Here is a 20,358-nt window from a genome sequence, read left to right as displayed (position 1 = left end):
ATTGTTCCTCTCTGTTGCATCCCCATTCTCCGCTTATTTCCGCACCGGAGCGGGGATATCTTCCAGTAAAAACCCCGCACGAGTCCATTTATCGGTCTGGATCATGGGATTTTCTGTACGCACCAACGCACCCGAAACATGCTGCAATGTAGAATGTTCATCCTCCCGGAACTCAAACAGCGGATTCAGACGGATGTCACCGTTTTCGTCCAGATGCGGTAAGATCTCGCTGACCATCATTGTCTTACGGCTGTGGTCGCGCAGACGGGACAGATGGATCATGATGTCCACTGCACTGGAGATCTGCTGACGGATAGCTTTCAGCGGCAGTGCCGCCTCGCCCTGCAAAACCATGGTTTCCAGACGGCTGAGCATATCCTCTGCGGAGTTAGCATGTCCGGTGGAAAGGCTTCCGTCGTGGCCAGTGTTCATGGCCTGCAGCATATCCAATGCTTCCGCACCGCGCACCTCGCCAACGATGATGCGGTCCGGACGCATACGCAGGCTGGAGCGGATCAGACTTTGAATATCGATTTTTTTACTCTCTCCCGAAGATGCCGTTGCATTGCGGGTCTCCAGCCGCACGATATTCGGGATCTGGGTGATCTGCAGCTCAGCAGAATCCTCGATGGTAATGATTCGCTCATCATGCGGGATATAATTGGAAAGCGCATTTAAAAAGGTGGTCTTACCGCTACCGGTACCTCCCGCAATGAAAATGTTGTACCGTGCCGCCACAAGCTTTTTTAGGAAGTTTGCCACTTCCGGCGTAATAGAACCGTATTCCAGCAGCTTGCTCATGGTCATAGGCTGCTTGGAAAATTTACGGATGGTAACAGTAGAGCCGCTCAATGCAATGGGTGAAAGCACCACATTCACACGGCTGCCGTCTTCCAGACGAGTATCCACGATGGGATTTGCTTCCGACACTTCACGGTGCGCCTTGCCCACGATCAAGTCGATAACCCTGCGCAGCTCCTGCTCATCCTTGAAGTGCTTGTCCACCCGTGTCAGACGGCCGCTGCGCTCCACAAAGATGTTGTCGGGACCATTGATCATCACTTCTGTCACATTTTCATCTGCAAGAATGGAATCCAGCAGGCCGCCCAGACCACGGTACATTTTATAAATGCCGTTGACGGTGTCCATCTTCTGGATTGGGAGCAGGTATCCACCCCTTCCTTCCCGTTCCACCAGAGCCGTGATTGCCTTCAGCAGTTCCTCGTCGTTCATCCGGGTAGGCTGCAGCTCCCGGTTGATGGCGTCCAGAACTCTGCTTCGGAGTGCCTTTAATTCCTCTGTCGTCATCTGCCATTCCCCCACACTGTCAGTTGTTCAGCTGTGAATAGACACTGCTGACCCGTAACTCCTGAACGATGCGTTTTTTCTCCGCATTCTGATAGCGCGGGATCGTACCAAGTTCACAGGCATACTTGGGCAGTTCCATCTTCTGACCAGCCGAGCCGAACTTGTTGTAGACGACTCCCACGCTGCCTTCAATCAGCTTTTCATCCATGCTGTCGATTGCTTCCAACGAGTTCAACAACTTCTTTGTTTTTTCGTTACCTGCCGAGGTGCTGTCGCTCACTACTACCACCCAGTCCGCAAGGCGGATGCCCCGCAGCAACGTTGAGGAAAGGTAGCTGTCTGCACACACCACACACCTCTCGCACAAGCCTCCGACCGCGTGCAGCAAAGCCTGCATATCATCAGGGCCAAAGTTCATTGCGCTCACCGGCAGGTCAAAGGGTGCAAAAGAATATACACCAGTTTCATCGTCCTTGCGGAGCATGCTTTGCAGCTTCATCTGCAGCTGCCCCTGATCGGTGCCGCCCAGCTGCTGCCACATACCGATTTCATACATCACATCGGTCAGCGAACTGCCGCTTACCCGGAATTGTCCGTTTTCTTCTTTCTGTTTCAGGCTGAAATAAATAGTGTTCCGCCCCTGTGCAGCCAGTGCAGCAGCGCAGCCCATTGCTACTGTGCTACAGCCCGCACCACCCGCACCGCCAAGGAACAGGAAGATTTTTCCATTTTCCTGCAGCGCATAGCTTGAGGAACCTTTGCCGCGTTTGGAGGCAAGTCCTTGAATAGTAAGAAAGATGTCGCTGGCCTTCTGGTAACGGCATATCACAGGGCAGCCATCGCGCATCTGCTCGTGCTTATCCTCGCTCCAGAACGCAAGCTCCATACTGCGTGCGTACTCTTCTGGCGACTGTAGCAGTTCTTCTTCCGCAATCAACACGTCTATTCGCCCGCCGCGTCCTATCTGTCGGCGCAGCATCTGTTCTTCCGTAAAAAGATAAATTTCAAACTGTACCGCTTCATTGGAATGTACATTTTGATAATTGGCAAGTCTTGAAATATAATCATCACTTTTGTCAAGCAGACCGACTCGAACAATCATATGTCACCCTCACTTTTTTGTTCAGCACCCCATTATGACTTAAAAGCCACATATATCGCAGAGTACCCTACTCTACGACAATATTTTCTCTTAAATTTTACTGCCAATTCAGCTATCGGTCAAGGGAAATCAGTCCAAAAGCCAAGAAATTTCGGAAATAATGTTTGGAACAATCGACAGTTTTGCCAAAAACATTACAATTTGATTGTATACTCCGTCAAATAGACCGTCAAACGAAAGGGATTAACACATGGCAAGAAAAGGATTGAACATCTATAAACGAAAGGATGGCCGATGGGAAGCTCGATACATAAAATCACGAAATACGCAAGGGAAACCGCGATACGGATATCTGTATGCGACTTCTTACCATAAAGTTCGGAACAATTTACAGAAAGTTATTCAAGCCCTGAATGCTACTGATAATGAAAAAGTCCCTGCTACAAATTATAAATTCATGGGCTTTTCTGCTATATGGCTTGAAAATTCATCGACCAGTTTGAAGGAATCAACGTATATTCGCTACCGCACTTTACTAAATTGCTATCTTATGCCATCATTCCAGCAATTAGAGATATCAGAGATTACAAGTGAGCGAGTCTGTACCTTTTGTAAGGAGCTGGAAAAGCATGGAAAAAAAGATGGAACAGGACTGTCCCCTAAAACAATTTCAGATATTCTTTCTGTTTTGAGGAGAATTCTGCATTATGCACAGGATCAAAATATTTCTATCGATGTGACTGCTTTCAACATAAGGGTCAAACAGACTCCAAAGGTAATGGGAATCTTAAGTCTGTCCGAGCAGACAACCTTGCAGGAATATCTAGTGAACCAGCTTGACTCTCTTAATCTTGGAATTCTCATCTGTCTATACACAGGAATCCGAGTTGGTGAGTTATGTGCGCTGACATGGGAGAAAATCTCTTTTTCTGATAAGACAATCTGCATCTGTCAAACGATGCAGCGTATACAAAAGCGTACTTCAGAAAACAAAAAGACACATATCATAATCGCTGCGCCTAAAAGTAGCTCAGCAAACCGTGTGATTCCCATTCCGAACACTTTGTTAAAGATTTTGAGTCAATATCCAATGGAGAAAACTGGATATTTTTTAAGCGGGTCGTTATCAGAAGTAGTCGAGCCTCGTCGCATCCAGTACCGTTTTCATAAAATTCTTAAGGAATGTGGCATAGATAGGAAGAATTTTCATGTTTTACGTCATACATTTGCTACTCGTTGCGTTGAGGCTAATATCGACATTAAAACACTAAGTGAAATTTTAGGACATTCATCTGTTAGCATTACAATGAATCGATATGTTCATCCCTCATTGAGTCTAAAGCGAGATAGTATGGAGAAGCTTGCTGATTTCATCGCCGTCAAATAATCCGTCAATTTCAAAAAGTCAGCACATAATCGTATTTTTGCAAAACAATTCGCAGAGTAGGGTACTCTGCGATATGAAAAGCACAGCCATGAGCACCACGAACGCTCATGGCTGTTTTTCTTACTCATCTGAAATCTGTGGAATTTCGTTTAGCAATCGCTCAAGAACATCTTGCAAAATCACAGCTGCTTGTGGCAATTCTCCATCTGCATTAGCTAAAGAAGTTATTTCATGGCGAGCATATTCCTGAAAATAAGGAGAGAGCCTTCCTAGACTGGCATCTACTATGCAATCTAAAATCTCTCTATAACTAACTTCACTTAAATCAATCATTTTCTGCTCCATTTTATTGAAAGTCTCTTAACTTACGTTCTCAATGGTTATCGGCCTTGTGTCCAGTCTATCACAAGCGATTGATTATATCAATCAAAAATTGTAGATTTAACCGCTCATTTTTGACTGTCCTCTAGACTACAATAGAGTAAAGAAGGATGGTGGTTGCTCATGTACGAAGAACAGTTTTCCAAGCGGCTCGCTGAACTGCGCACGAAAAAGGGAGTATCTGCGAGAGACATGAGTCTTTCCATTGGGCAAAATCCCGGATATATTCGTGCAATCGAATGTGGAACTACCTTTCCTACCATGTCGAACTTCTTTTATATATGTGAGTACCTCAACGTAACTCCACAGGAATTTTTCAATTTCAGTGAGGAACCTTCCAATGGAATGAATGCTCTTACCGATCAACTCCAGCAATTCGATTCCGAGCAGATAAATGCACTTGCTGCATTTATCAAAACCATCGTAAAAAAGTAATTTCATTCAGCTCTTGCGGTTGCATGATAAAATACAGCACAGCATTTGACTTCACCGTATAGAGCGGATGAAGCTAAAATGCTGTGCTTTTTTGTTGGAGGCATTATCATGTTGCAGTCTACATCGGAATACGAAGAACGCAGTTTTGATGATATTCAGCGTGCGCTTGACATTGAACACACTGTGAAGGCTTTGGAAGCTCAACTATGCTATGACCAACATTCGCCAGAAGAAGTTGCCCGACAGATTCTAAAGGCAGCGTGCAAATTCTACGATGCCGATTGGTGTGGTCTTATCCAAGTTGATTTGGACTTGAAAATCTGGACACCGTTCTGGTGGTATAATGATAGTTCTGAAGATAAAACAGCCATCTTGACGGAGGAGTTTGAATCTGCTGAATTTCTTGACCGATGGGTACAGGCCGTGCGCCATGGGAAACCGATGATCGTTCCTGATGCAGAAGAAGTAAAAAACACCTATCCTGCGGAGTATAATCTCTATCAGCGTCTGGGAATCCGATCTGTCCTTGGTGCTTCTCTGGAGCCACGCCCTGTCGCTCTACTTGCGGTACGCAATCCCAAGCGGTACATTTCCGAAACGAGTATTCTGCGGCTGTTGGCGTATGTTCTTCTCGTTGCTTACAAAGACAAAAAGATGAATGACGGTCTGAACATGGCTTTCGCTCCAGAAAACATCGAGAGCAGCCATGATGTTTTTGTCAGTCTCTTTGGCGAACTGAAGATTTACACCTCCCACGGCATCCTGCGAGAAGCCGATCTGAAATCCCCAAAAATCAGCCGCTTGCTAACCTATCTTTTGATTTCAGGTAAGAAAGCGCACTCATCGCTGGAAATTGCGCAAGCTCTTTGGCCTGATGATTCAACGAATCCTGCTAAGAATATGAGAAATCTGATTTATCGCCTCCGGCAAACATTTGGTCTTATTTCAGAAAAAGAACTTATTGTATCTACAGCTTCCGGTTATCAATTTAACCCCGATCTTCATATCATGACAGACTATCAGCAATTTGACGATCTTATCCAGTTGGCCTCGAAAGCATCTTCCGTTATCAACCGGGTAGAACTGTTAAAAAATGCAATCGACCTCTATTGTGGAAAAATTCTTTCTTCTGCTGACGGGGAGCATTGGCTTATTCAGTTTGCGGCAAAGTATCATATTGCTTATGTTGGCGCCGTGAATGAACTCCTGAAGCAACTGAATGCGCTGCATTCTTATGATTTGCTGAATCAGTATGCTGCAAGGTCTCTGGCAATCGTCCCTGAAAACTCCAGAGGATACTACTGGCTGATTCACTCCCTTAAAGTTCAAGGAATGGATGAATTGGCCTCAAACGAGTATCAATTAGCAAAGCAGCACCTCACCACCGAAGAATATAAAGAATTGTGTACTTCATTAGGTGATAGCTGCGAATAATTCTCATAAGACCTTCATGAGATGTTCAAGAGACTTTCATGTGACATAAAATTTTTCAGGAGATTCCCTAAATAGGATAAAAATGGCCCTATGTGACTTTTGTGAGATGTTCATAAGACTTTCGTAAGACCCTCGTGTGATATGCTTATACGGCACGAATCGCTGCCTTGTAAGCTACCACACGAGGTTTTTCTTTTTTGGCAATTTTCCAAGGCTTTCGATTCGTCCGAATAAAAACATATCGAAAGCCTGAGATGCATTAAAGGCCGAGGATACTTATACTGCTTTCCATTTTCGGATGGAAAGGTATCGGTAACCTTTTCTTTTAATGCGTCTTTTTTTCGCTGAGAAAAGCCCGTAAACTGTCCCACAGTGAAGTGTCCTCAACCTCCGCATCCGGCGGAAAGGACACTCATTATGTTCACCTTGAAGGAATTTGGCAATCGAATCAGTATGCTCCGTAAATTACAGAATCTTACGCAGGACGAACTAGCCGAACGGATTCATGTCAGCAAAGACCATATCAGCCGCATTGAGCGTGGTATCCGTGCTTGTTCGTTGGAATCTCTTATTGATCTAGCACAAGAGCTGCACACCAGTACAGATTATCTTCTGACAGGAACCGGCCCCGCCAATGACTTTGCAAAGGAGCAGCTTTTGTCGGCAATCGAAGTACTATCTTCCGTAAGTAAGCTGATATAAAAATTGGTGCTTATTCCCATATCGTCCAGCCTATCGTAGGGTTCACAACGATAAAGACCTCCCGGAATCAACCTATTGTAAGGTCAGATTCCGGAAGGTCTTGTGGTTTAAGGATACTATAAGCCTTGCACTGTCAATGCGAGTGTGCCGTCAAACAGCTTGGCACACTCTGATTTTGTTGATTTCCTCGGCAAGGCTGATCTTCAGATTTCGGATATCAATATCATTCTGCATATCCAAAAAATACCGATCTGATACGCCAAAATACTTTGCCAGTCTGAGAGACGTATCAGCAGTTATTTTTCTGCGGTCATGCAGGATATCCTGAATTCTGGATACAGGAACGTGGATTTCCTGAGCCAGCTTATATGCCGAGATATCCATTGGTTCCATAAATTCTTCCTGTAAGATTTCTCCGATTGTAGGAGTATCAATATAGCCTGTCATTGAAATTCTCCTCTCCTTGCATATTATGCGCAGTCTGCACTAATGATAATCGACAATTTCGACATTGAAAAAACTGTTTCCATCTACATTGAAGCAGACCCTATACTGACCATTGATTCGTATGCTGTATTGTCCCGCCCGATCACCTTTCAATAATTCCAGCTGATTTGCTGGCGGAACACGCAGATCCTCCAAACATCCTGCATTATCAATCATAATCAATTTTCGCAATGCAATTTTTTGAATCGACTGGGGTAACTTCTTTGAAAAAAGCTGATTATAAACTTTTTCCGTTTCCTTGTCTGCAAAGCTCTTTATCATGATTTCATTATACCCGTTTCTCATGTATATGTCAAGCGGGTATAATTTTCTGTTCAAAATTGGAAAATCATTCCAAAAGTAGACCTATCAGGCTTACCAAGTAGATCTACGAGGCCCACGCATTTCACAATTTGAGCCGTTATACTATAAGCAAGCCAGGCAACATCTGGTAGCGGCCCTTGAAAACTAAACACGCATTCTTCAGTCACGTTCCTGTGATGATGAGCCACATCCGTAACAAATGCGATGATCTCCCACTGAGGGAATGAGCGGTAGGTTGACGGTAAATGGATGACAGCTTCTCCATAGCTAAGAGCCATCACAGAATAATGATACTTCTGCTTTCGGGCAGCTCGGTGTGAACCACGGAGAGGTGAGAACCCTATGGATTCGGTACGCTGCCGGACGGCTGAAAGATTTCCCACACGAAAACTGAGTTTTCGTTTTCCGGGGGTGTCGGGGACAAGTACGGAAAAGTCTATAACTATAAATCACAGCATTTATGCTGTTTGAGATAGTAGGGTGGGCTGTGCGAGCAGCCCACTGTTACATATACGGATAGAGAGGAGAAATCTAAATTGGCAACACGAGGCAAAAAAGAGAAAGAGTATCCGCCTATGCCCGCAAACTGGATGTACAAGCGCGGGGATGTCTACATGATGGATCTGAATCCTTACAGCGGTTCCGAGCAAGGTGGCGTCCGACCTGCCATTGTTGTCCAGAACGATGACGGTAATTTTTATTCCAATGTTCTTCTGGTCGTTCCGCTGACAACACAGATCAAAAAACGAAATATGCCGACTCACTTTATTCTGCATAATCATTTTTTGAGTGCGCCATCTATGGCAATCTGCGAAAGCCCACGGCCAGCAGATAAATCCAGAGTATTAAGCTACCTTGGGCACCTGTCCAAATATGAAATGCGGCAGGTGTCCGTGTGTCTGCAATATAGCTTTGGCTTTATCGGTTATAAAACATTCCGAAATTATCTCTCTGCTCCTCCGCAGGAAGATGTAATCGCTGCTGCAAAAGAACTTCTCTCCCAGCAGTTTCAAAATCTTCGGGTGCTGAACAGTCAGCCCCCTGCTCTCGCCAAGCACACAAAAGGCGATCTACATAGCATTGAGCAAATATCGGAAGAGATGCTTTCCACATCAGCAGAATCTTCTGTTGAATTCATGGTCGCAGAACTGGACGATGCGCTCCAATCGCTTATGTTCCGCTGGAATATCTGCTATGAGCGGTATTCCAGCTGCCGCCTATCCGATAACGAAAAGAAGAAAATCGGTTCAATTATCCAATCCGGAATTGATTTTCTGCAAAAGAAAAAGGAGGTTCCTTTATGAATGCAGTTGTAAAACCGTACCACGAAATGTGCCTGAACAGCAGTGAGTTAATCGTTCCGCGCGATACTTACCAGCGTGCTCTCCACCCTGCCCGCGTTGCTCGTATTGCCAGAGAATTTGACGAGCGTGTTGCCAATGAACCGAAGATCAGCTTCCGGGATGGTCACTATTATGTGATGGATGGGCAAAACACCATCGCCGCCCGGAAGTTCCTGAACGGCGGCGAGGATTTGCAGATTCGCTGCAAAGTTTATTTTGGCATGACCGAGCGGGAAGAAGCCCTCCTGTTTGCGCAGCAGACAGGCATTTCCGAGCGGCTGAGTGCTGGGCAGAAACTCCGCGCCCTGATCTTTGCAGGAGAGCCTGCCGCCATTGCTTTTCAGCAGGCCACCGAACTGGCTGGTGTCCATCTTTCCTTTGAAGAAGGTCGTGGCAAACGGCGGATCAGCTGCATTGCAACCGCCTACCATGAGTTCATCCGGCTGGGGCCGGAACTGTATATCGAAGCACTCGATGTTTTGCTGAACGCTTGGAACGGCGAACCTGACTCCATGAGTTCCGCAAACCTGCTCGGCATCTGCCGCTTTGTAGAACTGTATCACTCCGAATATAACAAAGGCCGCTTGATTGCCAAACTGCGGCAGGTCGATGCATTCACGATTTTTCGCCTTGCTCGAACCGCAGGCGTAAGCCTTCCCGGCAAGACGAAGTACCTTCAGCAGGTCTATACTATTTATAATGGTGGAAGCCGCCGGGCCGCACTGCCGCTCAAGTTTTAACTCAATGTATAATCAAAGAGGTTTTATCCGATGAATAATTGTGAAGAAAAAATGCCTACTGCATCTTCCACCCTCACGCCCGTAGTACAGGATATCCGCTGTTACACGATTGAAGATCTGATGGCAATGCTGATTTTAAGCCGCCCCACCGTCTGTCGTCTGCTGAAGCAGAATGAATTCCGCTGGTTCAAAGTCGGTGGTGCCTATCGTATCTCCAAAACCAGCTTCGATGCGTGGCTGAACGATGGCATTATCGAACCCAATCCTGCTGTTTGACATCCTCAACATTTCAAGCGAAATCTGCTATTCTTTAGCCGGGACGAGAAATCCCGGCTAAGTTTTTACATAGATGGAGGTGTCCTTCATGGATGATGTGCAGAATATTTCGGCTCCCTTATACGGAAAAGCCGAACCTGCCACCGCTAAAACAACCATGTCGGTTCGTGAGATGCAGCATCTTCTCGGTCTCGGCAAAACGGATAGTTATTGGCTGCTTCATAAGAATTTCTTTGAAGTCATTCTGATAAACGAAAAAATGCGTATCGTTATTTCCAGTTTTGAAAAATGGTACGCCAATCAGGTCAAATACCATAAGGTCAATGGTCCTCCACCGGGCGAGGAACTTTGCAAGCGGTCATATTCTATTTTGGAAGTTGCTGAAATATTAAAGGTAAACTCTGACACTGTCTATACACTCATCCGTCAGGGAAAGTTGAAAGCAGAAACGGTAGACTTCTGGATGCGGATTCCGAAAGAGGAATTTGAGCGTTGGTATCGGTCACAAAACCGCCACCGCACTGCGGCTGATCGAGAGCGTGACCGGGAGATTGAAGCACAAACCATCTCCATCCCAGAAATGGCAAAACTGCTCGGTATTCCAAGAGAAAAGGTCTACTGGATTCTCGACTGTAAAAAATACCGAGACTGTTTCGTTATTGAGCGCGTGGCCGACAGGCGGCGCATTACCAAAACAAGTTTTGAAATATGGCTCAACAGCCAATCTACATATCGACTCCAAGAACCGGTCATGGAAGCGCATGAAGAACCACCGCTGGAACTGAAATGCCCTAAAAGCGAAAAGTATTATAGTTTTCAGGAGATTCAGGATTTCTATGGTGTCAGCCGCACCACGCTTGTAACATGGATTCGTGAGGAAGGAATCCCCACAATTGATGTAGGGCGGGCAAAACGCGTCCGAAAAGATGTATTCGATGATGTTCTGAAATCCAAACGTAAAGTGGAAGGAGATACATAATGGCCAGCATTATCAAGCGCAACAATAATTTCTGTGTTGTCTATTCCTATAAGGATGCAAATGGCACCCCCAAGCAGAAGTGGGAAACCTTCACCGATCTTTCGGATGCCAAAAATCGCAAGAAAGAGGTCGAATACAAGGAATCAGTTGGAACCTTTGTAGTTCCGCAGTGCAAAACCCTTAACGACCTGCTTCCTGAATATGTTGCCCTCTATGGAAAAAGCAAATGGGCACTTTCAACCTATCAGGCAAACACTGCACTGATTGCCAATTACATAACTCCGCTCATCGGCTCGATGAAGTTGCAGGATATCACCACCCGCGTGATCGAGGGGTATTATCAGCGGTTGCTCAAATATGAGGCTGCTGACCCTATGTGTGGGAAGCGGAAGCACCAGTTTGTTTCCCCCAGTACAGTCCGTTCGGTTCATAAGATTCTGCGGAGTACCTTTGAGCAGGCTGTAAAATGGGAACTCATGGAAAAGAATCCCTGCATTTACGCTACCCTGCCCAAGTACACTTCCAAGAAACGTGATATCTGGACAGCCGAAACGCTGTTCCGTGCTTTGAAAGTTTGTGATGATCCGAAGCTGCGGCTGTGCATCAACCTCTCGTTCTCTTGCTCCCTGCGTTTGGGCGAGCTGCTCGGTCTGACTTGGGATTGTGTGGATATCTCCCCCGAAAGCATTGATGCGGGACGCGCATCCATTTACATAAACAAAGAACTTCAGCGTGTGGATGTTGCTTCACTGAACGCCTTGGAAAACAAAAATGTCATCACTCGTTTTCCCTCACTGAGTTCCCGCTGTACCACGGTTCAGGTTCTGAAAAGCCCTAAAACGGATAGCAGTATCCGAACCATCTTCCTGCCCAAAACGGTTGCTGAAATGCTCGTTGAATTCAAAGCAGAGCAGGATATGACAAAGGAAGCACTGGGTGCAGAATATACCGACTACAATCTTGTGGTTGCCGGCCCATTGGGAATGCCAACCGAGCAGTCTACCATCAACGGTGCATTGAAGCGGTTGATTGAGAAAAACAATCTCCCCAAAGTGGTCTTTCATAGCTTCCGACACTCCAGTATTACATACAAACTCAAACTGAACGGCGGTGATATCAAAGCTGTTCAGGGTGACTCCGGCCATGCACAGGCTTCGATGGTCACAGAGCAGTATGCACATATCTTGGATGATGATCGGCGTCTGAATGCACAGCGTTTTGATGATTTCTTCTACCGGCATCAGGGCGCAGAGCCTGAAATGCCCCATCAAACAGCGCAGCCCATCCCTGAAAACAGCGCGGTTGATGCAGATGCGGCAGCAGCACTTACCAAATTGCTGGCCAACCCCTCTATGGCCGAACTCATCAAAAATCTTGCAAAGAACTTATAAGCCCCTATACATAAACAGCGACAGCTTTCCGATTGGGAAAACTGCCGCTGTTTGTTTTTAAGAATATCTTGGCTGAATTAAGATCAGGCGGGTCTCTTTGTATCCAGTGCCTTTACTTCTTCAACAGGAAGCTGAACCGACCGAGCAATTTCTTCATAGGTCATTTTTCCAACTTCTAGCAAAGATTTTGCAATTTCAATCGACTGCTCATGCTTTGTCTCTTCTCTCACTTCTTCAAATGCTCTGCACATCGTTGCCACTCCCTTACTTAAAGTAAGAATACCATAAGCCCCTTCCTTTTACAAGACAATGCGCATTTCCATTCGCACTGTTACATAGACCAGAGTTTTCTCGCAGAAAGCTCTGATCTTTTTCTATTGAAAACATTTGTCCATCACACCAGCTACGGCTGTATGGTCTGGTTCACGAATGCTATACAAGCAAATATCCGTAGGGAAACGTACACCTCCCAGCTAATGAAAGGTGAGCGTTGTACAATAGAGCGGCCACTTTTCGTTAGCTCAGCTAATTTCCAGCTAATAAACATCTGTTTACACAGAATAAAAAAGGTTCGATTCTATTTGCATACATTGACATCCCAACAAAAAATTCATTGATATAGAGTAGAATATATTACCCTATTTTGCAATGGGTTTACAGATGCACGGTCTACTCCTAAGGGGAAGGCCGCAGGTTCGACTCCTGTCTGGGACATGTTGCAAAAACGCGAAGGACTTTTCTTTTAACGGGAAAGTTCTCCGCGTTTTATTTTATCCTCCCTGCGCAGTTTTCCACTTTTGACCCCTGTACAGTTCAAAACCATAGTCATCCGGACACGACAAAGGCGGCTTCGATCTCTCGAAGCCGCCTTATCAACTGTGGAAGTGGAAACTCATTGGGTGAACTCAGTTTTCCAGCCAACCGTAATCAAATTCTGTAAAGTCGTGGATGTAGTGGTCTGCTCCCAGTGCCAGCAGCTCGGACCCGTCTGCCGTCTCTCCGACGCCCACGATCCGGCCTGCGCCGTTTCGTTTTGCCAGAGCGATGGCGGTGACGCTGTCCTCGATGACCAAGCACTCAGAGAACGGAACACCCAGCCTCCGCGCAGCTTCCAGATGCATCTCGCCTTTGTCGGCATAGCTTCCGTCGTCGTACACGACGTCCTGTTGTTTCAGCCAGTGACCGATCGGAAACGAGTCAAAGTAGAAATCAACATTTGCTTTTATGGAAGCACTCGCCAGCGCGAACGGGATGCCGCGCTTCTGTAAGCCTTGCAGCAGCTCTTCAGCACCTGCTACGAGGTGTAAACTGGCAGGATCGTTCCTGCATGCCTCCCGGTACAGCGCCTCTTTCTTTTCTGAATACTGCTGGCGCTCCCCAGGGGTGAGCCACGGGGCCATGTTCTTCAGAATGACATCATTGCAGGGACCGCAAATCTTCGTCGATGCAAGAGGGCTTTTATCTTCGGGATGCAGTTCATGATAGATCTTTGACCACGCCTCCATGTGGAAGCGGGTATCAAAGAACATCGTCCCATTAAAATCAAGAAGTACCGCGTGCATTGTGATTCCGGCTTATGTCTTAAGCAAAGATGCCGAAGAATGCGCCGACCAGACCGATGACCAGCAGCAGAGCGATGCAGGTAACGGGCTTCCAGTTCTTCTTCTTCATCAGGAAGAACAGGCCGAGGGTCAGAGCCAGAGGGATCAGCTTGGGCAGGACGCCATCCAGAATGCTCTGGATAACGATGGGGCTGTCGCCGTTCTCGATGACGGTAGCAACGGTGGTGCCGCCGTAGTTGGAAGTCAGAGCACCGACGATGAAGACGCCCAGCATGGAAGCTGCACGGGTGAACTCCTTAGCGTTGGCAGTCAGGATGTCGATCGCCTTGGTGCCCAGGTTGTAAGACCAGTACATCAGGAAGAAGCGGCATGCGAACTGCACGATGTTAAAGATCAGCAGGAACAGGATGGGGCCAGCCAGCGAACCGTTGATGGCCATGTTCGAGGTGATACCTGCGGTGATGGGAACCAGAGTGAACCAGAAGATTGCGTCGCCGATGCCGCCCAGAGGGCCCATAGCGGCAACACGCACGGCACGAATGGTTTCGATGTCAGCCTTCTGCTGCTCCAGAGAGAGGATGATGCCCATGACGAAGGTGACCAGGAACGGGTGAGTGTTGAAGAACTCCAGGTTGTGCTCCATGGAGAGCTCCAGGTCTTCCTTGTTATCGCTGTGGATCTTCTCCAGACCGGGCAGGATGCAGTACAGCCAGCCGGCAGCCTGCATACGCTCGTAGTTGAAAGATGCCTGCAGGTTCAGGGAACGAAGCACCATCTTGTTCAGCGTAGCCTTATCCAAAGGCTGCGCGGGAGTCAGATTGTTGTAATGAGTTGCATTAGATGCCATCTTCGTCGTCGCCTCCATTCGCAGCAAAACCAGAACCAGCAGCCTGCTTGATAGCAACGCGAGTCTGGTAGTCATACAGAGCGATCGCAATACCAACGAATGCGATCAGCAGCAGAGCAGAACCGGACAGCTCGGGGATGTAGCCGATGATGGTTGCCAGAGCAAAACCAGCAAAGTAGATGCCCCAGAACTCGTTGGAGAGCATGATGCGCAGCAGGGTAGCGAAACCGACGAAGCGCATCATACCACCGGCAGCGCCCAGACCAGCCATGATCCATGCGTACTTGGCAGCCAGGTTGCTCAGGGTAGTACCCATTGCAGAGCCGCCCAGCATACCGAGGGTGCAGACGATGGCGAACAGCAGACCCAGCAGAGCCATTGCCATGTAGTTCAGACGGACAATGCCCTTAGTGTCGCCCTTTGCTGCCAGCTGGTCAGCCTTGGACATCATGGGGGACATGAGGGTGAACAGGAAGGTGACCATGTACTGGCCGATCAGAGCAAAGGGAACTGCCAGACCGACAGCAGCGGTGGTATCCAGATGAGAAGAGATCGCAAACACGGTAGCCATGACGCCGCCGATGACTGCGTTTGGCGGCTGAGCGCCGCCAACAGGCATGTTGCCGATGGTCATCAGCTGGTAAGTACCGCCGACGATCAGACCGGTGGGAAGGTCGCCCAGGATCGCACCGATGACAGCACCGGAAACGATAGGCTGGTACAGGGATTCCAGGAAATCAAACTGGTCGATGGCGACGATGAACACCCACACAAAGACCAGAATGATCTGAAGTGCACTAAAGCCCATAATAAATACTCCTTTTCAAGTATTTTCGAAAGCACCCGGAAAGCTTACTTGAACAGCTTTTCGATGTTTTCAGCGTGTTCGGTAGGAACGCGGCGGATCTCCAGTTCCACACCAAGCTCCTGCAGCCGCTTGAACGCAGCCACATCGGCGTCGTCAACTGCGACAGAACCTGCCACCTGGCGCTTGCCTTCTGCCATGTGCATGTTACCGATGTTGACTTTCTTGATGGGAACGCCACCCTCCACCAGCTTCACGACATCCTGCGGGTTCTCGCAGACGATGAAGATCAGCTGCTTGGCGCTGGCCTTGTGGATGGTGTCGATCGTCTTCTGGATGGTCCAGTAACGCATTGCAGCGTAGGCAGGAGCGGCCATATTCATCAGACCCTGACGCAGGCTGTTGCCAGCCACCTCGTCGTTGGCCACCAGAATAAGGTTTGCACCAATGGCGCCACACCACTGCGTTGCGACCTGACCGTGAACAAGACGGTTGTCGATCCGCGTAAGAACAATGTTCGGCATTCTCAAATTCCTCCTTGAGTTTTTTGTCTGAGTTTCCAATTCAGAGTAACTACATTATAGGCTATATTTGAACAAATGTCTTTATATTTTTTAACAAATTGTTTCGAAAAAACGGTTAAATTCGGTGAGTCTCATTACAATCTACCAAAAAAGTATAAATAAGACTAGTCAAAACGCCCAAAAAATGATATACTTTTTCAATAAGGAGGGATTTGAATGCAACGCGAAACTTCCAACGACAGTTTTCTGGACTACGGCTCGGTCTACCACCAGCCCATCGACCGCGAGCACCCGGAACTCATCCACCAGACGATGGTTGCCATCACCCGCCGCTATGTCTCCCAGTTCTACTGCTTCAACTGCGATACCTATTTACAGGTAAAGAGCGGCATTGGCGTTCTGCTGGTCTCCCACACGGCGGAGGCTGCCGATGTGCAGGAGTTTGCGATGAATAGGCTCATCCACATCAGGCCAAATATCTACTTTGCCGTCGTCTCCACGACCCAGAAGCTCGAGTACGACCTTTACGCCGAGAGCAGCTACTTGCTGCATATCACAGACTTTCCTTCCCAGTACGAATTTCTGGCCGTCCTGCCCCGCATCGAGATACAGAAAATTCTGGGCTACTACTACCGCATCCGCACTGAGAACTACTGTTTCAAGGGCGAGCTGCATGATTTCTTTGAGCTGACCTACGTGGACACCGGCGAGCTGGAGACCGAAGTGGACGGCACGCTCTACCACTTAAAAGAAAAAGACCTGATGATATACGGCCCGGGCCAGTTCCACACCCAGTACACCGACGAAGAGCACAGGGCCTCCTATATGACCATCCTCTTCGATATGCGCAACCTGACTCCCGTGGAGCGTGAGGTCTGGTATGACGCCCTCATCAACCGGGTGTTCCACTACGACCAGAAGATCAACACCTTATTAAAAACCTTCGTCCGGGAGAGCACCACCGGCATCCCCTATATGAACAGCCTGATGCTCTGCCTGCTGACCGAGACCATTATCCGGCTGCTCCAAGGCACCTACGCCTCCCCCATGGCCTCCGCCAGCAGCACGGCCCACCAGAGCGCCATGGACGAGCTGTTCGACCGCATCATCGCCTATATCGACGACAACATCTACGACCCCCTCACCATCCCGGAGATCTGCGAGCATTTCTCGCTGTCCCGGTCCGCTCTGCAGCTGCTGTTCAAGAACTCGGTGGATCAGTCGCCCAAAAAGTATATCAACGACAAGAAGCTGGAGCGCAGCTGTCAGATGCTCCTCGAGAACCGCTATACCATCAGCGAAATTTCGCTGCGTCTGGGCTACAGCTCCATCCATTATTTCTCCAAGTCCTTCAACATGAAGTACCACATGTCCCCCAGCGAATTCGTCAAGCAGAACTGTCAGAGCAGCGTCTGATACCCATTATATATAAGGAGGGGCGTTCCTATGAACATCGGCATCCTCGGCACTGGCTCCATCGCCCGCACGATGGCAGCAGAGTTTGCAAAGGTCCCTGCGTTCCGCTGTGAGGCGGTCTGCTCCCGGCAGCAGGCCACCGGCGAGGCGCTGGCACAGCAGTTCGGCATCCCGAAGGTCTACACCGACTATGACGCCATGCTGGCCGACCCGGACATTGAGCTGGTCTATATCGCCACCCCCAACAGCCTGCACTATGCACAGACCAAGGCGGCGCTTCTGGCCGGAAAGAACGTCCTCTGCGAGAAGCCCTTCGTCCCTACCGTGGCGGAGGCTGACGAACTCATCGCGCTGGCGAAAGAGAAGCATCTCTTCCTCTTCGAGGCCATCACCACGGCCCACCACCCCAACTATGCACTTGTAAAGCAGTACCTCGACGACATCGGTTCTCTCCGCATCGTCTCCTGCACCTTCTGCCAGTATTCCAGCCGGTACGATGCCCTGCTCTCCGGGCAGGTGCCGCCGGTGTTCGACCCGGCCTGCTGCGGCGGCGCGCTGATGGACCTGAACCTCTACAATGTACATTTCGTGGTGGGGCTGTTCGGCGATCCCATGCTGGTGAACTACCATCCGAACCTCTACCGAAACGGCATCGACACCAGCGGCATCCTCCTGCTGGAATACCCCGACTTCATCTGCCAGTGTACCGGCGCAAAGGACTGCGCCGCGCCGGGCAGCGTCCAGCTCATCGGCGACGCGGGCCGCATCCTCATCGAGCCGGGCAGCAGCAACTGCCAGAAGCTCCGTCTCGTTCGTCCCGGACAGGAAGATCTTTGCAGCGAGTACAGCGAGTCGCCGTGGTTCTACGAGGTGGCGGAGATCGCCATGATCCTGGCCCTCAAGGACTATGATGCCTGCTACGCCGCACTGAAAAAGACCCGGCAGGTGGTCACCGTTCTGGAAGCCGCCCGGGAGGATGCACAGCTGGGCTTCTGAGCTTTCAACCGCAAATGACAAACTCTTTGGCGTTTTTTGCTCTTGCCAAATTAGCCAGGACTATCTATAATAAAGATGAATCGTTAAACTCTTAACGCTTTTTGAAGAAGGTAAAGTTTTTGGAGGTTTTACTATGTCCTTAGTTACGACCAAAGATTTGATGCTCGACGCTCAGAAGAACCATTACGCCATCGGCGCGTTCAATGCCGAGAACATGGAGATGGTGCAGGCCATCATCGCCGCTGCTGAGGAGCTGCGCGCTCCTGTCATCGTCCAGACCACCCCGGGTACCCTGAAGTACGCTTCTCCGGCCATGTTCCACGCCATGGTGGCCGCAGCCGCTTCTGAGGCAAGCGTCCCCGTCGTGATGCACCTCGACCACGGCAGCAGCTATGAGCTGGCCATGCAGGCATTCCGTGCCGGCTACACCTCCGTCATGATCGACGGCTCTCACCATGTGTTTGAGGAGAACATCGAGATCACCAAGTCCGTTGTCCGCGCCTGCCACGCCGCCGGTATCCCGGTGGAGGCTGAGCTGGGCAAGGTCGGCGGCAAGGAAGACGACCTTGACGGCGGCAATGGCAACGGCTACACCGTCCCCTCCGAGGCTGCTGAATTCGCAGAGCGCACCGGCGTCGATTCTCTGGCTGTCGCCATCGGCACTGCCCACGGCGTCTACAAGGGAACTCCCAAGCTGGATATGGAGCGCCTGAGCGAGATCCGCAAGGTCGTGTCTGTGCCTCTGGTGCTGCATGGCACCTCCGGCGTGCCAGATGACGCTGTCCGCGAGTGCGTCGCACGCGGTATGTGCAAGGTCAACTACGCCACCGACCTGCGTATTGCCTTCAGCAAGGGCCTGAAAGAGTACCTCGCCAAGGACCCCGAGGTCTTCGACCCCAAGAAGTACAGCGCCGTCGGCCGCGAGTACGTCAAGGAATACGTCAAGAGCAAGATCCTGGTCTGCGGCAGCAACGGCAAGGCTTAAATCTGAAACTCACATAAAATCGCAGCGGGAGCGGATGTCCTTCGGGATGTCCGCTCCCGCTTTTTGCTGCACAAATGACAAGGCCCCCGCAGAATGCCGAACATCCTGCGGGGGCCTTGCCGTTATGAAAGAAAGGTAAAAGTAGCAAATATGGGGGAATGCCGCCTTATTTCAGCAGGCTCTGGACTGCGTAGCGGGAGATGGTGATGACGACCTTGGGGGCCACCTCCACGCGGAGGGTGTCCTCGTCGTCGATGCTGACCACTTTGCCGTAGACGCCGCCCGCGAACATGATGCGGGAGCCGACTTTCAGCTCCGTGTGTACCTCACCCAGCTCCTTGCGCTTGCTGCGCACGTTCTTGGCCGAGATGGCGTAGAGGATGAGGCCGATGACGCTCATGAGCACGGCCAGCGTGATGCAGGTCCAGATGATAACTTCCCAGTTGATCGTCATAAATCAGATTCCGTCGCTTTCTTCAGATTCGGTCTCGGCAGTAGCAGCCTCCAGCTCAAACAGAGCGATGCAGTCCCTGCCGGTTTCGATAAGCTCATCTGCCAGCGAGCGGGGATCGTCCTCCATGTCCAGCATGGTCACGGCGGTGACGATCATGGGCAGGTTGGTGCCTGCGATGACTTCGATTTTCTGCTCCGGGCGTGCATACTTGCACTCCACAGCAGTCTTGAAGGGAGAGCCGCCGGGCAGGTCGGACAGCACCACGACGCCGTCGCAGCTCTTGAACTCGTCAAAAGCGGCGTTGAACTTCTCGGCCAGCTGCTCGGGAGTCATCCCCTCTTCAAAGTTGATGTAGCGGACATAATCATTTTCGCCCGCGATCATCTGCGCAGAGGTGTGGATACCGTCTGCAAAATGGCCGTGGCCGGTAACTACCAAACCGATCATACTCGTTGCCCTCCTGAATTTATGACGTTGTTTT

24 protein-coding genes are annotated in these 20,358 nt (G+C 49.4%); 12 read left to right on the top strand and 12 right to left on the bottom strand.

Annotation, left to right across the window (positions count from 1 at the left end; translation table 11 throughout):
* Window positions 1-33 precede the first annotated feature (33 nt).
* Together F3G95_RS10025 and F3G95_RS10020 are read right to left on the bottom strand one after the other, a co-directional pair.
* On the bottom strand, window positions 34-1,308 hold the full coding sequence (locus tag F3G95_RS10025; protein WP_149794817.1) for a CpaF family protein: 1,275 nt from the start codon (window positions 1,306-1,308) through the stop codon (window positions 34-36).
* A 19-nt stretch (window positions 1,309-1,327) separates the two neighbouring features.
* A complete protein-coding gene (locus F3G95_RS10020) occupies window positions 1,328-2,410 on the bottom strand; it encodes a hypothetical protein (protein ID WP_149794816.1) in 1,083 nt (360 codons plus the stop codon).
* Between the two features lie 250 nt (window positions 2,411-2,660).
* On the opposite strand from F3G95_RS10020, the gene F3G95_RS10015 reads away from it, so the two are divergent.
* Window positions 2,661-3,797, top strand: coding sequence for a site-specific integrase (locus F3G95_RS10015; RefSeq protein ID WP_149794815.1), 1,137 nt, complete (start codon window positions 2,661-2,663; stop codon window positions 3,795-3,797).
* A 120-nt stretch (window positions 3,798-3,917) separates the two neighbouring features.
* On the opposite strand, the gene F3G95_RS10010 is transcribed toward F3G95_RS10015, so the two are convergent.
* Entirely contained in the window at window positions 3,918-4,142 is a 225-nt protein-coding gene (locus F3G95_RS10010; protein WP_097773966.1) for a hypothetical protein, read from the bottom strand.
* Between the two features lie 159 nt (window positions 4,143-4,301).
* Between F3G95_RS10010 and F3G95_RS10005 the strand changes: the two genes are divergently transcribed.
* The 3 genes from F3G95_RS10005 to F3G95_RS09995 all read left to right on the top strand — a co-directional run bounded on the left by F3G95_RS10005 (window position 4,302) and on the right by F3G95_RS09995 (window position 6,749).
* Window positions 4,302-4,613, top strand: coding sequence for a helix-turn-helix transcriptional regulator (locus tag F3G95_RS10005; protein WP_055192229.1), 312 nt, complete (start codon window positions 4,302-4,304; stop codon window positions 4,611-4,613).
* Window positions 4,614-4,721: 108 nt separating this feature from the next.
* Window positions 4,722-6,047, top strand: a complete 1,326-nt coding sequence (locus F3G95_RS10000; RefSeq protein ID WP_188117542.1) for a BTAD domain-containing putative transcriptional regulator — start codon at window positions 4,722-4,724, stop codon at window positions 6,045-6,047.
* Window positions 6,048-6,464: 417 nt separating this feature from the next.
* Complete coding sequence (locus F3G95_RS09995; RefSeq protein ID WP_097773967.1) at window positions 6,465-6,749, top strand: helix-turn-helix transcriptional regulator; 285 nt, start codon at window positions 6,465-6,467, stop codon at window positions 6,747-6,749.
* Window positions 6,750-6,899: 150 nt separating this feature from the next.
* Here F3G95_RS09995 and F3G95_RS09990 read toward each other — a convergent pair whose 3' ends face one another.
* Together F3G95_RS09990 and F3G95_RS09985 are read right to left on the bottom strand one after the other, a co-directional pair.
* On the bottom strand, window positions 6,900-7,196 hold the full coding sequence (locus tag F3G95_RS09990; protein WP_097773968.1) for a HigA family addiction module antitoxin: 297 nt from the start codon (window positions 7,194-7,196) through the stop codon (window positions 6,900-6,902).
* A gap of 39 nt (window positions 7,197-7,235) precedes the next feature.
* A complete protein-coding gene (locus F3G95_RS09985; RefSeq protein WP_097774003.1) occupies window positions 7,236-7,517 on the bottom strand; it encodes a type II toxin-antitoxin system RelE/ParE family toxin in 282 nt (93 codons plus the stop codon).
* A 578-nt stretch (window positions 7,518-8,095) separates the two neighbouring features.
* Here F3G95_RS09985 and F3G95_RS09980 point away from each other — a divergent pair.
* The 5 genes from F3G95_RS09980 to F3G95_RS09960 all read left to right on the top strand — a co-directional run bounded on the left by F3G95_RS09980 (window position 8,096) and on the right by F3G95_RS09960 (window position 12,288).
* Window positions 8,096-8,863: a type II toxin-antitoxin system PemK/MazF family toxin gene (locus F3G95_RS09980; RefSeq protein WP_243130347.1), complete on the top strand. Its 768-nt coding sequence runs from the start codon at window positions 8,096-8,098 to the stop codon at window positions 8,861-8,863.
* The gene (locus F3G95_RS09975; protein WP_149794814.1) at window positions 8,860-9,642 is read left to right on the top strand and encodes a DUF6551 family protein; all 783 of its coding nucleotides are present in this window, start codon (window positions 8,860-8,862) and stop codon (window positions 9,640-9,642) included. The genes F3G95_RS09980 and F3G95_RS09975 overlap by 4 nt, the downstream gene beginning before the upstream one ends.
* A 30-nt stretch (window positions 9,643-9,672) precedes the next feature.
* Window positions 9,673-9,918, top strand: a complete 246-nt coding sequence (locus F3G95_RS09970) for a helix-turn-helix domain-containing protein (RefSeq protein ID WP_149794813.1) — start codon at window positions 9,673-9,675, stop codon at window positions 9,916-9,918.
* An 88-nt stretch (window positions 9,919-10,006) separates the two neighbouring features.
* Window positions 10,007-10,897, top strand: a complete 891-nt coding sequence (locus tag F3G95_RS09965; RefSeq protein WP_149794812.1) for a helix-turn-helix domain-containing protein — start codon at window positions 10,007-10,009, stop codon at window positions 10,895-10,897.
* The gene (locus F3G95_RS09960) at window positions 10,897-12,288 is read left to right on the top strand and encodes a site-specific integrase (protein WP_149794811.1); all 1,392 of its coding nucleotides are present in this window, start codon (window positions 10,897-10,899) and stop codon (window positions 12,286-12,288) included. The genes F3G95_RS09965 and F3G95_RS09960 overlap by 1 nt, the downstream gene beginning before the upstream one ends.
* Window positions 12,289-12,371: 83 nt before the next feature.
* Here F3G95_RS09960 and F3G95_RS09955 read toward each other — a convergent pair whose 3' ends face one another.
* The 5 genes from F3G95_RS09955 to agaV form a co-directional block, all read right to left on the bottom strand.
* Window positions 12,372-12,539 (bottom strand): hypothetical protein, encoded by a 168-nt coding sequence (locus F3G95_RS09955; protein WP_188117541.1) that lies wholly within the window; start codon window positions 12,537-12,539, stop codon window positions 12,372-12,374.
* A gap of 654 nt (window positions 12,540-13,193) precedes the next feature.
* Window positions 13,194-13,850, bottom strand: a complete 657-nt coding sequence (locus tag F3G95_RS09950) for an HAD family phosphatase (RefSeq protein WP_149794810.1) — start codon at window positions 13,848-13,850, stop codon at window positions 13,194-13,196.
* 19 nt (window positions 13,851-13,869) lie between these two features.
* A complete protein-coding gene (locus F3G95_RS09945) occupies window positions 13,870-14,697 on the bottom strand; it encodes a PTS system mannose/fructose/sorbose family transporter subunit IID (protein WP_149794809.1) in 828 nt (275 codons plus the stop codon).
* Window positions 14,687-15,505 carry a PTS sugar transporter subunit IIC gene (locus F3G95_RS09940; RefSeq protein WP_149794808.1) on the bottom strand — a complete coding sequence of 273 codons (819 nt, stop codon included), beginning with the start codon at window positions 15,503-15,505 and terminating at the stop codon, window positions 14,687-14,689. The genes F3G95_RS09945 and F3G95_RS09940 overlap by 11 nt, the downstream gene beginning before the upstream one ends.
* A 44-nt stretch (window positions 15,506-15,549) precedes the next feature.
* On the bottom strand, window positions 15,550-16,026 hold the full coding sequence (agaV, locus tag F3G95_RS09935; RefSeq protein WP_015565947.1) for a PTS N-acetylgalactosamine transporter subunit IIB: 477 nt from the start codon (window positions 16,024-16,026) through the stop codon (window positions 15,550-15,552).
* A 216-nt stretch (window positions 16,027-16,242) separates the two neighbouring features.
* On the opposite strand from agaV, the gene F3G95_RS09930 reads away from it, so the two are divergent.
* From F3G95_RS09930 to fba, 3 genes are all read left to right on the top strand, one after another.
* Window positions 16,243-17,442, top strand: a complete 1,200-nt coding sequence (locus F3G95_RS09930; protein ID WP_149794807.1) for an AraC family transcriptional regulator — start codon at window positions 16,243-16,245, stop codon at window positions 17,440-17,442.
* A 30-nt stretch (window positions 17,443-17,472) separates the two neighbouring features.
* Complete coding sequence (locus tag F3G95_RS09925) at window positions 17,473-18,438, top strand: Gfo/Idh/MocA family oxidoreductase (RefSeq protein WP_149794806.1); 966 nt, start codon at window positions 17,473-17,475, stop codon at window positions 18,436-18,438.
* 133 nt (window positions 18,439-18,571) lie between these two features.
* Entirely contained in the window at window positions 18,572-19,423 is an 852-nt protein-coding gene (fba, locus tag F3G95_RS09920; protein WP_015565944.1) for a class II fructose-1,6-bisphosphate aldolase, read from the top strand.
* A 166-nt stretch (window positions 19,424-19,589) separates the two neighbouring features.
* On the opposite strand, the gene yajC is transcribed toward fba, so the two are convergent.
* Entirely contained in the window at window positions 19,590-19,877 is a 288-nt protein-coding gene (gene yajC, locus F3G95_RS09915) for a preprotein translocase subunit YajC (RefSeq protein WP_149794805.1), read from the bottom strand.
* Window positions 19,878-19,880: 3 nt separating this feature from the next.
* Window positions 19,881-20,324, bottom strand: coding sequence for a PTS galactosamine/N-acetylgalactosamine transporter subunit IIA (gene agaF, locus F3G95_RS09910; RefSeq protein WP_149794804.1), 444 nt, complete (start codon window positions 20,322-20,324; stop codon window positions 19,881-19,883).
* Between the last annotated feature and the right edge of the window lie 34 nt (window positions 20,325-20,358).

The sequence above is a fragment of the Faecalibacterium sp. Marseille-P9312 genome (assembly GCF_902497445.1).
In the GTDB taxonomy this organism is placed as follows: Bacteria; Bacillota; Clostridia; order Oscillospirales; family Ruminococcaceae; genus Faecalibacterium; species Faecalibacterium longum.
Note: the sequence above shows the minus strand (reverse complement) of the source record. Positions and strands in the feature narration are given on the sequence as shown.

Excerpts from the sequence above, each read along its gene's own strand:
- F3G95_RS10025 (WP_149794817.1), bottom strand. The coding sequence starts at position 1,308 with ATGACGACAGAGGAATTAAAGGCACTCCGAAGCAGAGTTCTGGACGCC.
- F3G95_RS10020 (WP_149794816.1), bottom strand. The coding sequence starts at position 2,410 with ATGATTGTTCGAGTCGGTCTGCTTGACAAAAGTGATGATTATATTTCA.
- F3G95_RS10015 (WP_149794815.1), top strand. The coding sequence starts at position 2,661 with ATGGCAAGAAAAGGATTGAACATCTATAAACGAAAGGATGGCCGATGG.
- F3G95_RS10010 (WP_097773966.1), bottom strand. The coding sequence starts at position 4,142 with ATGGAGCAGAAAATGATTGATTTAAGTGAAGTTAGTTATAGAGAGATT.
- F3G95_RS10005 (WP_055192229.1), top strand. The coding sequence starts at position 4,302 with ATGTACGAAGAACAGTTTTCCAAGCGGCTCGCTGAACTGCGCACGAAA.
- F3G95_RS10000 (WP_188117542.1), top strand. The coding sequence starts at position 4,722 with ATGTTGCAGTCTACATCGGAATACGAAGAACGCAGTTTTGATGATATT.
- F3G95_RS09995 (WP_097773967.1), top strand. The coding sequence starts at position 6,465 with ATGTTCACCTTGAAGGAATTTGGCAATCGAATCAGTATGCTCCGTAAA.
- F3G95_RS09990 (WP_097773968.1), bottom strand. The coding sequence starts at position 7,196 with ATGACAGGCTATATTGATACTCCTACAATCGGAGAAATCTTACAGGAA.
- F3G95_RS09985 (WP_097774003.1), bottom strand. The coding sequence starts at position 7,517 with ATGATAAAGAGCTTTGCAGACAAGGAAACGGAAAAAGTTTATAATCAG.
- F3G95_RS09975 (WP_149794814.1), top strand. The coding sequence starts at position 8,860 with ATGAATGCAGTTGTAAAACCGTACCACGAAATGTGCCTGAACAGCAGT.
- F3G95_RS09970 (WP_149794813.1), top strand. The coding sequence starts at position 9,673 with ATGAATAATTGTGAAGAAAAAATGCCTACTGCATCTTCCACCCTCACG.
- F3G95_RS09965 (WP_149794812.1), top strand. The coding sequence starts at position 10,007 with ATGGATGATGTGCAGAATATTTCGGCTCCCTTATACGGAAAAGCCGAA.
- F3G95_RS09960 (WP_149794811.1), top strand. The coding sequence starts at position 10,897 with ATGGCCAGCATTATCAAGCGCAACAATAATTTCTGTGTTGTCTATTCC.
- F3G95_RS09955 (WP_188117541.1), bottom strand. The coding sequence starts at position 12,539 with ATGTGCAGAGCATTTGAAGAAGTGAGAGAAGAGACAAAGCATGAGCAG.
- F3G95_RS09950 (WP_149794810.1), bottom strand. The coding sequence starts at position 13,850 with ATGCACGCGGTACTTCTTGATTTTAATGGGACGATGTTCTTTGATACC.
- F3G95_RS09945 (WP_149794809.1), bottom strand. The coding sequence starts at position 14,697 with ATGGCATCTAATGCAACTCATTACAACAATCTGACTCCCGCGCAGCCT.
- F3G95_RS09940 (WP_149794808.1), bottom strand. The coding sequence starts at position 15,505 with ATGGGCTTTAGTGCACTTCAGATCATTCTGGTCTTTGTGTGGGTGTTC.
- agaV (WP_015565947.1), bottom strand. The coding sequence starts at position 16,026 with ATGCCGAACATTGTTCTTACGCGGATCGACAACCGTCTTGTTCACGGT.
- F3G95_RS09930 (WP_149794807.1), top strand. The coding sequence starts at position 16,243 with ATGCAACGCGAAACTTCCAACGACAGTTTTCTGGACTACGGCTCGGTC.
- F3G95_RS09925 (WP_149794806.1), top strand. The coding sequence starts at position 17,473 with ATGAACATCGGCATCCTCGGCACTGGCTCCATCGCCCGCACGATGGCA.
- fba (WP_015565944.1), top strand. The coding sequence starts at position 18,572 with ATGTCCTTAGTTACGACCAAAGATTTGATGCTCGACGCTCAGAAGAAC.
- yajC (WP_149794805.1), bottom strand. The coding sequence starts at position 19,877 with ATGACGATCAACTGGGAAGTTATCATCTGGACCTGCATCACGCTGGCC.
- agaF (WP_149794804.1), bottom strand. The coding sequence starts at position 20,324 with ATGATCGGTTTGGTAGTTACCGGCCACGGCCATTTTGCAGACGGTATC.